A 12,060-nucleotide genomic window follows, 5' to 3' on the forward strand; every position below is an offset into this window, starting at 1 on the left:
TGGGGAGAATGGTCCGGTGACCACCGCACCGAGTGAGCTCGACAGCCCCGAAGTCGACGAGGCGATCCAGCTGAGCCCACCGTGGGTGACGATCGTCTGGAACGATCCGGTCAACCTGATGGACTACGTCACGTTCGTCTTCCAGACGTATTTCGGCTACTCCAAGGCCAAGGCGGAGAAGCTGATGATGCAGGTCCACGAGGAGGGCAAGTCCGCAGTGTCGAACGGTAACCGGGAAGCCATGGAGCGCGACGTCGAGGCGATGCACTCCTACGGCCTGTGGGCCACCTGCGAGAAGTCGTGACCCGGTTCCGCAAGCGCCGCAAGCTCGTCGCGGTCAGCTTCGCCGAGCACGAGGCCGACATCCTCGCCAACCTGCTCCGCAACCTGGTCGAGCTCCTCTACGACGGCATGCCTCCGCGCGCCACCCAGTCGGCCGACCCGCTGGCGGCCCTGCTCGACTCCGACGGCCCGACCTCCCCGCCCGAGGACATCGTCCTGCAGCGCCTCTTCCCCGACGCCTACGGCTCCGACGACATGGCCTCGGCCGAGTTCCGCCGGTTCACCGAACGCGGCCTGCGCGACGGCAAGATCACCGACGCCAAACGCGTCCTGTCCGCCCTCGAATCCGCCGGCGCCGACGAGATCGCCCTCGAACCCGACGAACAGCTGTCGTGGCTGCGCGCCCTCAACGACCTCCGGCTGGCCATCGGCACCCGGCTCGACATCAAGGACGAGGACGACTACGGCACCTGGGAGAAACTCCCCGAGGACGACCCCCGCCGCCTCACCTACGACCTCTACGACTGGCTCGGCTACCTCCAGTCCGCCCTCCTCCACAACATGCGCTGAAGGACACCGCCTCCGGCGGCGACAGTTCCTTCGGCGGGTACACCCGCGATCCGCCGTACCGCAGTCCGGCAAGCGCACACCTGCGCGAGTGTTCGTTCGATCGGTGGGGTGGACGCCAGGCACTGACCAACCGGCGGATCGAGCGCCTCGCGCGCGTGCTCCAGGCGGGGGAGGTTGGTGCCGTGGTGAGTTGGTGAGTGGGGGCGGTCCGCCGGGGCGGAAGTGCCGGGCCGCCTCGGGGTGCGGGTGCGCCGGGTCGTCGCACCGCGGGACCGGCGTACGGACGGACTGTTAGTACGCGGGGGAGGACGGGGCGTTCAGACGTGGGAGGGGTGATTGGGGCGGTTGGAGGTGACGTATTAACAGTCCTTCTGTACGGCCTGGGGTGCGTAGCATGCGGGGGTGAGTTATCCGAGGACTGGCGGCAGGGTGGGTGGGGCTCCGGACTTTCCTGAGGTCGAGGGGGAGGTGCTGGCGTTCTGGGAGGCGGACGACACGTTCCGGGGGTCGGTGGAGCGGCGGGTGGGGGCGGAGTTCGTGTTCTACGACGGGCCGCCGTTTGCGAACGGGTTGCCGCATTACGGGCATCTGCTGACGGGATACGTGAAGGATCTGGTGCCGCGGTACCAGACGATGCGCGGCTTCCGGGTGGAGCGGCGCTTCGGGTGGGACACGCATGGGTTGCCGGCTGAGTTGGAGGCTCAGCGGGTGCTGGGGCTGAAGACGAAGGCGGAGATCCTCGAGCTGGGGATCGAGAAGTTCAACGCGACGTGCCGGGAAGCGGTGCTGAAGTACACCGACGAGTGGCGGAGTTACGTCACGCGGCAGGCGCGGTGGGTGGACTTCGACAACGACTACAAGACACTGAGTCCTGACTACATGGAGTCGGTGATCTGGGCGTTCAAGACCTTGTACGACAAGGGTCTGGTGTACGAGGGGCTGCGCGTGCTCCCGTACTGCTGGAACGACGAGACGCCACTGTCCAGCCACGAACTGCGGATGGACGATGACGTCTACCAGCAGCGGCAGGATCCGTCGGTCACGGTCGCGGTGGAGCTGGAGACCGGCGAGCGGCTGCTCGCCTGGACCACGACGCCGTGGACGCTGCCGAGCAACCTGGCGATGGCGGTCGGGCCGGAGCTCGACTACGTCGTCGTGAACGACGCGGAGGGCCGCCCCACGATCCTCGCCGAGGCGCGCCTGCACGCGTACGTCGGGCAGCACGGGGACTCGGCCGGGGTGAGCGGCGAGGTGATCCGGCGGCTGAAGGGTGCCGAGCTGATCGGCACGCGCTACACGCCGCTCTTCGACTTCTTCAAAGACACCCCCAACGCGTTCCAGATCATCGCGGCCGAGCACGTCACCACCGACGACGGCACCGGCGTCGTCCACATGGCCCCCGCGTACGGCGAGGAGGACCAACTCGCCTGTGATGCCGTCGGAATCCCCACGATCCTGACCGTGGACGACGGAGCCCGGTTCACGAGCGTGGTGCCGCCGTACCAGGGGTTGCACGTCTTCGAGGCGAACCGCCCGATCATCCGCGACCTCAAGGCAGCCGGTGCGCTGATCCGCGAGGACAGCTACGTGCACAGCTACCCGCATTGCTGGCGGTGCCGGAATCCCTTGATCTACAAGGCGGTGTCGAGCTGGTTCGTCGAGGTGACGCGGATCCGCGACCGGATGGTCGAGCTCAACGAGGACATCACCTGGACGCCGGAGCACGTCAAGCACGGCCAGTTCGGCAAGTGGCTGAGCAACGCCCGCGACTGGTCGATCAGCCGGAACCGCTTCTGGGGCAGCCCGATCCCGGTCTGGCGCTCCGACGACCCGGCGTACCCGCGGATCGACGTCTACGGCTCGATCGCCGACCTCGAGCGGGACTTCGGCGTCGAGGTCAAAGACCTGCACCGCCCGTACGTCGATCAGCTGACCCGGCCGAATCCCGACGACCCGACCGGCAAGTCGACGATGCGCCGGGTGGCCGACGTACTGGATGTGTGGTTCGACTCGGGGTCGATGAGTTTCGCGCAGGTGCACTACCCGTTCGAGAACACGGAGTGGTTCGAGAGTCACTTCCCGGGCGACTTCATCGTCGAGTACATCGGGCAGACGCGCGGCTGGTTCTACACGATGCATGTGCTCGCGACCGCGCTGTTCGACCGGCCGGCGTTCAAGTCGGTGCTGAGCCACGGGATCGTGCTCGGTAGCGACGGGCAGAAAATGAGCAAGTCGCTGCGGAACTATCCGGATGTGCGCGAGGTGTTCGACCGGGACGGCGCGGACGCGATGCGCTGGTTCCTGATGTCGAGCCCGATCCTGCGCGGCGGCAACCTGATCGTCACCGAGGAGGGCATCCGCGAGGGTGTTCGGCAGGTGCTGATCCCGTTGTGGAACGCGTGGTCGTTCTTCGCGCTCTATGCGAACGCCGCCGGCATCGAGGGGCAGGCGGTGAAGCGGCCGAAGGATCTGCTTGATCGTTATCTGCTGGCGCGGCTGCGGCTCTTCGTCACCGATGTTCAGGACAAGCTCGATCGGTACGACATCGCCTCGGCGTGTGACGCGGTCACCGAGTACGTCGATGTGCTCACCAACTGGTACATCCGGCGGTCGCGGGATCGCTTCTGGGCGGGTGAGCGGGCGGCAATCGACACGCTGTACACGGCGCTCGAGACGCTGTGCCGCGCGGTCGCGCCGATGCTGCCGTTGGTTGCCGAGGACATCTGGCGCGGGCTGACCGGTGAGCGGTCGGTGCATCTGACCGACTGGCCGGGTGTCGGCGGACTGCCGGACGATCCGGAACTGGTGGCGCGGATGGAGCAGGCGCGAGAGGTGTGTTCGGTCGCCTCTGCGATCCGCAAGGCGAGCGGGATCCGGGCGCGGCAGCCGCTGGAGAAGTTGACCGTGGCAACCTCCGCTGACCTGCACGCGCTGACCGGGCTGATCGCCGCGGAGGTGAACGTCCGCGAGGTTGTGCTGACGTCGGTGGACGCGGTCGATGCGCCGGTGTCGCAACGGCTGGTGGTGAACGCGCGCGCGGCCGGACCGCGGCTGGGGAAGGCGGTTCAGGAGGCGATCAAGGCGTCGAAGTCGGGCGACTGGACGGTCTCCGCGGAGGGCGTGGTGGTTGCCGGAGGCATCGAGCTGGTCGAGGGGGAGTACACCCTTGAGACGACGCTCGCGGAGGGTGCCGGTGGGTCGGCGGGATCGTCTAGTGGGTTGTTGCCGGGCGGCGGGTTCGTGGTTCTCGACACGACGATCACTCCGGAGCTCGAAGCCGAGGGTACGGCGCGGGACGTGATCCGCTCGATTCAGCAGGCACGGCGTGATTCGGGGCTCGAGGTGACCGACCGGATCCGGCTCACCGTGACCGCGGAACCGGCGATGGCACAAGCCGTCGAGACGCACCGCGAGCTGATCATGCGCGAGACGCTCGCCACGGACCTCGCCGTACAGGAGGGCTCCGAGCTGGAGCTCGACCTCAGGTCCTAGGCTGGCCGTCATGGAGACGCGGAAGCTGGGACGGACCGGTCGGGATGTCGGCGTGGTCGGGCTTGGTGCCTGGCAGTTGGGCGCCGACTGGGGTTCGGTGGACGAGAGCGACGCGCTCGCCGTACTGCGGGCGGCGGTCGAGGGCGGTGTGACGTTCATCGACACCGCTGACGTGTACGGCGATGGTCGCAGCGAGCGGCTCGTCGGTCAGGTGCTGAAGGGGCACGAGGGGCTGGCAGTCGCGACGAAGATGGGTCGCCGGGTCGAGCAGCTTCCGGAGAACTACAACCCGGCCAACTTCCGCGCCTGGAACGACCGCTCCCGGCAGAACCTCGGCGTCGACACGATCGACTTGGTGCAGCTGCACTGCCCGCCGACCCCGGTCTACTCCACCGACGCGGTCTTCGACGACCTGGACGCGATGGTCGACGAGGGCCGGATCGCGGCGTACGGCGTCAGTGTGGAGACCTGCGCCGAGGCACTGACTGCGATCGCGCGGCCGAACGTGGCCAGCGTCCAGATCATCCTGAACGCACTCCGCCTCAAGCCCCTCGACGAGGTGCTTCCCGCCGCCCAGGCCGCCGGCGTCGGCATCATCGCCCGCGTCCCGCTCGCCAGCGGTCTGCTGTCCGGCAAGTACGACGAGAACACCGTCTTCGCCGCCGACGACCACCGCACCTACAACCGCCACGGCGAAGCCTTCGACGTCGGCGAGACCTTCTCCGGCGTCGACTTCAGCACCGGCCTCGAGGCCGTCCGCCGCCTGATGCCCTGGCTTCCCGCCGGCGCCACCATGGCCCAGTTCGCCCTCCGCTGGATCATCGACCAGCCCGGCGTCTCCGTCGTCATCCCCGGCGCCCGCAACCCCGCCCAGGTCGCCGGCAACATCACCGCCGCCACCCTCGCCCCGCTCACCGACGACCACCTCAAGGCCGTCCGCGAGATCTACGACGACCTCATCCGCCCCCAGATCCACGACCGCTGGTAGCCGGCTGTCCGCATTCTGGACTCACCCCCGCGTTGGCGGGGGTGCCGCGGCGCGCGCCGTACCGTGGGTGATGTGTTGATCATCGAGCAGGCGGCGTACGACGCGATCGTGGCGCATGCGCGGCGGGACCATCCGGACGAGGCGTGCGGGGTGGTGGTCGGGCCCGAGGGGTCGGACCGGCCGGAGCGGGTGATGCCGATGCTCAATGCGGCGATGTCGCCGACGTTCTACGAGTTCGACGCGGACGACTGGAAGAAGCTGTACGACGAGATGTGGGACAACGACGAGGAAGCGGTGGTGGTCTACCACTCGCACACGGCCACCGAGGCCTACCCGTCGCGCACCGATGTTGCGATCGCGCAGCTGCCGACGGCGCACTACGTGCTGGTGTCGACGCGGGACGGGGCCGACTCGCTCACGTACGACGGGCCGGTGGAGTTCCGGTCGTTCCGGATCGTCGGCGGCGAGGTCACCGAGGAAGAGGTCAAGGTCGTGCCGGCCTTCGACTCATCAGGCAGCGAAACAGGAGAGAACTGAGATGGCGATCGAGTTGCGGGTCCCGACGATCCTGCGCACCTTCACCGGTGGCGAGAAGCTGGTGACCGGGGCGGGGGACACGCTGGCGGACTTCATCGACAACGTGGACGGCAGCCACCCGGGCATCAAGGAGCGGATCGTCGAGGGTGAGCCGGAGGAGCTGCGCCGGTTCGTCAACGTGTACGTCAACGACGAGGACGTGCGGTTCACCGGTGGGTTGCAGACCGGTGTGAAGGACGGCGACGTGGTCGTGGTCCTGCCTGCGGTGGCCGGCGGCTGACCGTGCGTTTCGACAGCCTGCTCGACTCGGTCGGGGGTACGCCGCTGGTCGGCCTGCCTCGGTTGTCCCCGTCCGCGGACGTCCGGTTGTGGGCCAAGCTGGAGGACCACAACCCGACCGGTTCGATCAAGGACCGGGCGGCATTGCGGATGCTGCTGGACGCGGAGAAGGACGGCCGGCTGCGGCCGGGGAACACGATCCTCGAACCGACGTCGGGCAACACCGGCATCTCGCTGGCGATGGCCGCCAAGCTGCGCGGCTACCGGATGGTGTGCGTGATGCCGGAGAACACCTCCGAGGAGCGCCGCCAGATCCTGCGGATGTGGGGCGCCGAGATCATCTCGTCGCCGGCCGCCGGTGGATCGAACGAAGCGGTCCGGGTGGCGAAGCAGGTCGCGGAGGACCACCCGGACTGGGTGATGCTCTACCAGTACGGCAACCCGTCGAACGCAGCCGCGCACTACGACGGCACCGCGCGCGAGATCCTCGACGACCTCCCGTCGGTGACGCACTTCGTCGCCGGCCTCGGCACGACCGGCACGCTGATGGGTGCCGGCCGGTTCTTCCGTGAGCACAAGCCCGAGGTCCGGATCGTCGCCGCCGAACCCCGGTACGGCGAGCTCGTCTACGGGCTGCGCAACCTCGAAGAGGGCTTCGTCCCGGAGCTGTACGACGCGTCGCTGATCGATGCCCGGTTCTCGGTCGGCCCGCGGGACGCCGTCCGGCGGGTCCGCGAACTGCTCGACAACGAGGGCATCTTCGCCGGGGTCTCGACCGGCGCGATCCTGCACGCCGCGCTCGGCCAGGCAGCCAAGTGCGTGCGGGACGGACAGCGGGCCGACATCGCCTTCGTGGTCGCCGACGGCGGCTGGAAGTACCTGTCGACAGGCGCCTACGAGGGCACGGTCGACGAGGCGGAGGACCGCCTCGAGGGCCAGCTCTGGGCCTGAGAACCCGTGGTTGCTAGGGAGACTTGAACAGGATCCGGCGGCCGATGCGGGGATGCACGCCGCGTCCCTTGCAACTGGTGCAGGGGCGTTGTGCGTAGCTGAAGATGCCACCGTGATGACGGCCGGCGCCCTTGCAGCGGTTGCACTTGGCGTTCGGGTGCAGCGACAGCGAGACGACGTACATGAAGAACGTCGCCATCAGCAGCAGCAACAGCATGCCGGTCGGCCCGAGGGTCGAGGCGATGTCCGCGGCGGTGCTGTTGGTTTCGGCAGCCTGACTCGCGGCCTGCCCGGAGGCTGCGACGTGATCGGGCTGCGGATTCGGTCCGGCGGTGACCAGGACCGCGATGTGGTGCGCCAGGTTCATGGCTTCTCGATGGGCGGTAAGACGAACATCGACCCAGAGTGGCGCGGATCACGTCTGTTGGCAATTGCATAACGTAAAGATGCGGACAAGGTTCGGCGTGTCGTTTCTCGAGTCGGGACGGGGTGTCTTCTAGAACGACCCGATTCCGGCCCTGGTTACGGGCGCCGGGGGAGTGTCGGCGTGTCCCCGATAGAATGTGCGGCGTGACGGACGCGCCGGTGGGGATCTTCGATTCGGGCTTCGGCGGTCTGACCGTCGCCCGTGCGGTGCTCGACCAACTGCCGCACGAACCGATCCTCTACCTCGGCGACACCGCCCGCCAGCCGTACGGCCCGAAGCCGATCGCCGAGGTCCGTGAGTATGCGCTGGAGTGCCTGGACCACCTGGTCGAGTCCGGCGTGAAGATGCTGGTCATCGCCTGCAACTCGGCCAGCGCCGCGATGCTCCGGGACGCCCGCGAGCGGTACGACGTACCGGTTGTCGAGGTGATCCTCCCGGCCGCCCGGCGGGCGGTTGCCGCGACCCGCAACCAGAAGGTCGGCGTGATCTGCACGCGCGCCACCGCCCAGTCCCTCGCGTACGACGACGCGTTCGCCGCCGCACCGCAGGTCGAGCTGATCACGCGGCCCTGCCCGAAGTTCGTCGACTTCGTCGAGTCCGGCGTGACGTCCGGCCCGGAGCTGCTCGAGGCGGCCCACGAGTACCTGGACCCGCTGGTCGAGGCCGGCGTCGACACGCTCATCCTCGGCTGCACGCACTACCCGCTGCTCACCGGCGTGATCCAGTACGTCGTCGGCGACGCCGTGACCCTGGTCAGCAGCGCCGAGGAGTGCGCCAAGGACGTCTACGGCGTGCTGACCAAGACCGGCCTGCTGCGCTCCGACACCCTTGCCGAGCCCAAGCACCGCTTCGTCACCACCGGCACCCCGGCGGAGTTCGAGGCGATCGGCTCCCGCTTCCTCGGCCCGGTGCTCTCCGGGGTAGACCAGTTCGCCTGGGTCCGCTAGGCCTCGGCCCGCGCCCGGCCCTTCTCGAGCACGGCCAGCAGCAGCAAGGCGACCACGATGATGCCCGCGGCCACGACGTAGCACCACGGCGCGTCCAGGTAGTTGGCGGCGGTGAGCAGGTTCGGGCGCTTGTCGGTCCACAGCCGGAAGATCAGCGCGATGAGGCCCTCCCAGATCCCGAAGACCGCCACCACCAGCATCACCAGTCGATACATTGCCTCGTCCATGGATACGACCGTACCAACGGATGCAGTCGACTTTAGTCGCAGATTTGGCCTTTCATCACGCTTATATTGGAGTCGTGCGTGACGAAAAGTGCCAGGTCTGCGGCGCCGCGCTGACCCCGCCCGAGCGCGGTCGACGGCCGGTGTACTGCTCTCGCGCCTGCCAGGCGAAGGCGTACCGGGCCCGCCGGACGCCGGCCGTCCCACGCGACGCCGCACCCTCGGAACGCCGTACGGCGATCGCCCGGGTCGTTTGGCAGATCGCGGCCGACCACGGGCTCGACGCGGTGAGTATGCGCGCGGTGGCGGCTGCGGCCGGAGTGTCGGTCCGAGTTGTGCAGTACCACTTCGGAACCAAGCACCAACTGCTCGTCGACTCGCTGGAGTTGTTGCATCGCACCAACGAACAGCTCGCCGCTGGACGTATACAAGCCGACCTGGCCGACCCGAAAGCCTTGCTACGCGCGGTTCTGGACGAGTTCCTGCCGCTGGACGCGCACCGGCGGCTGAGCCTACGTGCGCTGGCGGGCTACTACGCGCGGAGCCTGACGGATCCCGCGCTGGCAGCGGTCTTCCTGGCCGGCGACCGCTCGCTGGAGGACTTCGTCGCGCTCGTCCTGCGGTACGCCGAGGAGCAGGGCGAACTACGGTCCGGCGTTCATGTCGCGTCGACCGCCGACCTGCTGGTCTCAGGTGTGACCGGGCTCGCGCTGGATGTTGTCCATGGCACCAGATCCGCCCGTGATGTGCGCGAAATCATTGCCAGGCAACTCGATCAGCTCTTCCGCGACGCGACGCGTTTCCCTGCGAAGCCGGCAACCCGCCGGTAATCTTCAAGATATGAAGCTCACCGTGCTCGGCTGTTCCGGGTCCGTCCCCGGGCCGGACTCGGCCGCCTCGAGCTATCTGGTCACTGCCGAGGACTTCCATCTGGTCCTCGATCTCGGCAGCGGCGCACTCGGATCGCTCCAGCGGCATCTTGCCGTCCCGCAGATCGGCGCGATCGGCCTGTCCCACTTGCATCCTGACCACTGCATGGACCTGTGCGGCCTGTACGTCGCGGCGAAGTACGCACCGGGTTCACCGATTCCGCGCATCCCCGTCTACGCCCCGCCCGGTGCGGCGGAGCGGATGGCGCTTGCCTACGACCTCCCGGTCGATCCCGGGATGGAAGAAGAGCTGGATTTCCATACCTGGCAGGACGTTCAGCAGGTCGGGCCGTTCACGGTCCGGACCGCGGCCATGGTGCACCCGGTCCCGGCGTACGCGATCCGGGTCGAGCATCGCGGCAAAGCGCTGGTCTACACCGGCGACACCGGGCCGAACGACGCACTGATCGAGCTCGCTCGCGGCGCCGACCTCCTGCTGTCCGAGGCCGCCTTGCCCGACGACGAACCGAACAACCCCGTCGACCTGCACCTGACCCCGTCCGACGCCGGCGAGCACGCGAAGAAGGCCGGTGTGAAAAAGCTCGTGATCACGCACGTCCCACCGTGGTACAACCGGGAGACCCAAGCGGAGAACGCCCGGCGCACCTACTCGGGACCGATCGAGATTGCGACCCCTCATGCAGTTTTCGACATCTGACGACGTCTCGTTGTGGACAGCAACAACCGGCCAGACCGGGGTGGTGGGGCGGGGAAGGAATCGGCGCCAGCCGTCCCCTGCCGCCGCGCCGGTGGTGATTCTGCACGGCGGACCGGGCACCTGGGACAGCCATGCAACGCTCGCGAGGATGGTCGACGACCTGACCGTCGTACACCGCTTCGACCAACGCGGCTGCGGCCGCTCCGGCGCGTCCGACAACCTGTCGATGGCGCGCTTCGCCCAGGACATCGACGAACTGCGGGCGTTCTGGGGCCACGACAAGATCGTTGTCGTCGGCCACTCCTTCGGCGCCACGCTGGCGGTCACCTATGGCGCCCTGTACCCCGATCGTGTGGCCGGAGTGGTCTACCTCGACGGTGTCGGCATCGGTGACTGGCGATCCGGCGACCAGAAGGTGCGGGAGAGCCGGATGACGCCCGCGCAAATGGCCCGTCTGGACGAGCTGTCGGAGCGACCGCGCACGTCTGACGAGGAGATCGAGTTCCGGGTGCTGGTCTGGTTCCCCGACTTCGCGGACCCCGACCACGCGATGGAGTGGGCCCTCGAGGACGCTTCCGTCGACCTGCCGATCAGCTGGACCGTGAACCGCGCCCTCAGCAACGAAATCAGCAGCTGGCCGGACAGCCGCAAGTGCGCTGACGTCGCGGCGATCCCCGCGCCCGTCACCTTCATCCACGGCGAAGGCGACCCGCGCCCGTACACCGCCGTACAGGCTTTGGCTGAGCACGCGCGGCAACCGTCCTTCCACCTCATCCCTAACGCCGGCCACTCACCATGGCGCGAGCGGCCTGACGCGGTCCGCAAGATCCTCCGCGACGTGGTTCTCGCGGTCGGCTAGCAGGCCGCTCCGACGGCCTGGCGGGCTGTGATGGGGGCGTCGCCTACCTGCAAGCCGAATTCGGCGGCGGCGGAGCCGCCGCGGATGACCAGTTCGGCGTAGCCCCGGCCGGAGCTGCCGGGGATCAGGCCGGCAGCATTCCGCGGTACGGCGGTCAGGTGCGGATAGCGAGCGACTTCGACGTACTCGGTGGTGCCGTCGGGGCCGCGGCGGGCGACCTGGACCGTGGTGCCGAGGGTGAGGTCTTCGGGCGGGCAGTTGAACTTGCAGTTGCCGAAGTTGTCGATGACGCTCACGATCGGCCCGTCGGAAGGAACCTCCGGGATCGCGGTCGTGGTCGAGGGGACCGGGCGGCCGTCGGCGACCCATTTCGCCAGCAGGGGCAGGTACCAGAGACTGCGGAACTGGGTGGTGACGATCCGCTCGGCCTCCACCGGGTCGAAGTCCAATGCCGCCAGGACCTCGGCGATGTCGGTCACCTCGACCTCGGTGATGCCGAGCTCACGCCGTACCAGGTCCAGCGCGCGCGGGGTGAACGTGCTCGCGACGAGATGCTCGCCGTAGGAGAAGAAGCAGAACGGGACGCCGTTCGGCCAATGCCCGTCGCGCGGCGCGAGGTTGAGCAGGGTGATGGTCGGATGGCCTGGCTCACCGAGGGATTCCGTCGATCTCAGACAGTCGAGCAGGGTGAGCGCGGCGAACGCCTCGGGGTCGGGGCCGTCGAGCGCGATGATCGTGGGGGACTGGCCGAAGAGCGCGCCGATCCGGGTGCTGAGGCGGGCGCGGGCATTCCCGCCGACACAGTCGGTCAGGTAGGTGATCGGGTACATGTGCGAGGTCTCCTGGGATGTGGTTGCAGACATGAGAAGAGGCCCCCCGACAGGGAGGCCTCTCGCTGCAAGCACACGTGACTACGC

14 protein-coding genes are annotated in these 12,060 nt (G+C 68.2%); 11 read left to right on the plus strand and 3 right to left on the minus strand.

Features of this window, described 5'->3' with window-relative positions:
- Positions 1–16: 16 nt before the first annotated feature.
- The 7 genes from clpS (at position 17) to ABZS29_RS15770 (ending at position 7,099) form a co-directional block, all read left to right on the plus strand.
- Positions 17–304 carry an ATP-dependent Clp protease adapter ClpS gene (gene clpS, locus ABZS29_RS15740; RefSeq protein ID WP_355462376.1) on the plus strand — a complete coding sequence of 96 codons (288 nt, stop codon included), beginning with the start codon at positions 17–19 and terminating at the stop codon, positions 302–304.
- On the plus strand, positions 301–852 hold the full coding sequence (locus ABZS29_RS15745; RefSeq protein WP_355462378.1) for a DUF2017 domain-containing protein: 552 nt from the start codon (positions 301–303) through the stop codon (positions 850–852). The genes clpS and ABZS29_RS15745 overlap by 4 nt, the downstream gene beginning before the upstream one ends.
- A 402-nt stretch (positions 853–1,254) precedes the next feature.
- Positions 1,255–4,344 carry an isoleucine--tRNA ligase gene (ileS, locus tag ABZS29_RS15750; protein WP_355462380.1) on the plus strand — a complete coding sequence of 1,030 codons (3,090 nt, stop codon included), beginning with the start codon at positions 1,255–1,257 and terminating at the stop codon, positions 4,342–4,344.
- 10 nt (positions 4,345–4,354) lie between these two features.
- On the plus strand, positions 4,355–5,332 hold the full coding sequence (locus ABZS29_RS15755) for an aldo/keto reductase (RefSeq protein ID WP_355462382.1): 978 nt from the start codon (positions 4,355–4,357) through the stop codon (positions 5,330–5,332).
- A gap of 72 nt (positions 5,333–5,404) precedes the next feature.
- A complete protein-coding gene (locus tag ABZS29_RS15760) occupies positions 5,405–5,869 on the plus strand; it encodes a M67 family metallopeptidase (protein WP_355462384.1) in 465 nt (154 codons plus the stop codon).
- A gap of 1 nt (position 5,870) precedes the next feature.
- The gene (locus ABZS29_RS15765; protein ID WP_355462386.1) at positions 5,871–6,149 is read left to right on the plus strand and encodes a MoaD/ThiS family protein; all 279 of its coding nucleotides are present in this window, start codon (positions 5,871–5,873) and stop codon (positions 6,147–6,149) included.
- Between the two features lie 2 nt (positions 6,150–6,151).
- The gene (locus tag ABZS29_RS15770; RefSeq protein WP_355462388.1) at positions 6,152–7,099 is read left to right on the plus strand and encodes a cysteine synthase; all 948 of its coding nucleotides are present in this window, start codon (positions 6,152–6,154) and stop codon (positions 7,097–7,099) included.
- A gap of 13 nt (positions 7,100–7,112) precedes the next feature.
- Here the strand turns inward: ABZS29_RS15770 and ABZS29_RS15775 are convergent, their stop codons facing one another.
- Complete coding sequence (locus ABZS29_RS15775) at positions 7,113–7,466, minus strand: hypothetical protein (protein ID WP_355462390.1); 354 nt, start codon at positions 7,464–7,466, stop codon at positions 7,113–7,115.
- A 194-nt stretch (positions 7,467–7,660) separates the two neighbouring features.
- Between ABZS29_RS15775 and murI the strand changes: the two genes are divergently transcribed.
- Positions 7,661–8,473: a glutamate racemase gene (gene murI, locus ABZS29_RS15780; RefSeq protein ID WP_355462392.1), complete on the plus strand. Its 813-nt coding sequence runs from the start codon at positions 7,661–7,663 to the stop codon at positions 8,471–8,473.
- Here the strand turns inward: murI and ABZS29_RS15785 are convergent.
- Positions 8,470–8,700: a hypothetical protein gene (locus ABZS29_RS15785; RefSeq protein WP_355462394.1), complete on the minus strand. Its 231-nt coding sequence runs from the start codon at positions 8,698–8,700 to the stop codon at positions 8,470–8,472. The two genes, murI and ABZS29_RS15785, sit on opposite strands and share 4 nt — an antisense overlap.
- A gap of 74 nt (positions 8,701–8,774) precedes the next feature.
- Between ABZS29_RS15785 and ABZS29_RS15790 the strand changes: the two genes are divergently transcribed.
- The 3 genes from ABZS29_RS15790 to ABZS29_RS15800 are packed head-to-tail and all read left to right on the plus strand — an operon-like array spanning position 8,775 to position 11,143.
- Positions 8,775–9,527 (plus strand): TetR family transcriptional regulator C-terminal domain-containing protein, encoded by a 753-nt coding sequence (locus ABZS29_RS15790; protein WP_355462396.1) that lies wholly within the window; start codon positions 8,775–8,777, stop codon positions 9,525–9,527.
- 10 nt (positions 9,528–9,537) lie between these two features.
- Entirely contained in the window at positions 9,538–10,284 is a 747-nt protein-coding gene (locus ABZS29_RS15795) for an MBL fold metallo-hydrolase (RefSeq protein ID WP_355462397.1), read from the plus strand.
- Positions 10,265–11,143, plus strand: coding sequence for an alpha/beta hydrolase (locus tag ABZS29_RS15800; RefSeq protein ID WP_355462399.1), 879 nt, complete (start codon positions 10,265–10,267; stop codon positions 11,141–11,143). The genes ABZS29_RS15795 and ABZS29_RS15800 overlap by 20 nt, the downstream gene beginning before the upstream one ends.
- On the opposite strand, the gene ABZS29_RS15805 is transcribed toward ABZS29_RS15800, so the two are convergent.
- Positions 11,140–12,006: an SAM hydroxide adenosyltransferase gene (locus ABZS29_RS15805; RefSeq protein WP_355462401.1), complete on the minus strand. Its 867-nt coding sequence runs from the start codon at positions 12,004–12,006 to the stop codon at positions 11,140–11,142. The genes ABZS29_RS15800 and ABZS29_RS15805 overlap by 4 nt on opposite strands.
- Positions 12,007–12,060: the final 54 nt, after the last annotated feature.

Origin of the sequence: Kribbella sp. NPDC005582 (assembly GCF_040605415.1) — a bacterium.
Lineage (GTDB): Bacteria > Actinomycetota > Actinomycetes > Propionibacteriales > Kribbellaceae > Kribbella.

What these genes read in the sequence shown, in the direction of transcription:
- ABZS29_RS15755 (WP_355462382.1), top strand. Translation starts at nt 4,355, where the DNA reads ATGGAGACGCGGAAGCTGGGACGGACCGGTCGGGATGTCGGCGTGGTC.
- ABZS29_RS15765 (WP_355462386.1), top strand. Translation starts at nt 5,871, where the DNA reads ATGGCGATCGAGTTGCGGGTCCCGACGATCCTGCGCACCTTCACCGGT.
- ABZS29_RS15775 (WP_355462390.1), bottom strand. Translation starts at nt 7,466, where the DNA reads ATGAACCTGGCGCACCACATCGCGGTCCTGGTCACCGCCGGACCGAAT.
- murI (WP_355462392.1), top strand. Translation starts at nt 7,661, where the DNA reads ATGTGCGGCGTGACGGACGCGCCGGTGGGGATCTTCGATTCGGGCTTC.
- ABZS29_RS15785 (WP_355462394.1), bottom strand. Translation starts at nt 8,700, where the DNA reads ATGGACGAGGCAATGTATCGACTGGTGATGCTGGTGGTGGCGGTCTTC.
- ABZS29_RS15795 (WP_355462397.1), top strand. Translation starts at nt 9,538, where the DNA reads ATGAAGCTCACCGTGCTCGGCTGTTCCGGGTCCGTCCCCGGGCCGGAC.
- ABZS29_RS15800 (WP_355462399.1), top strand. Translation starts at nt 10,265, where the DNA reads ATGCAGTTTTCGACATCTGACGACGTCTCGTTGTGGACAGCAACAACC.
- ABZS29_RS15805 (WP_355462401.1), bottom strand. Translation starts at nt 12,006, where the DNA reads ATGTCTGCAACCACATCCCAGGAGACCTCGCACATGTACCCGATCACC.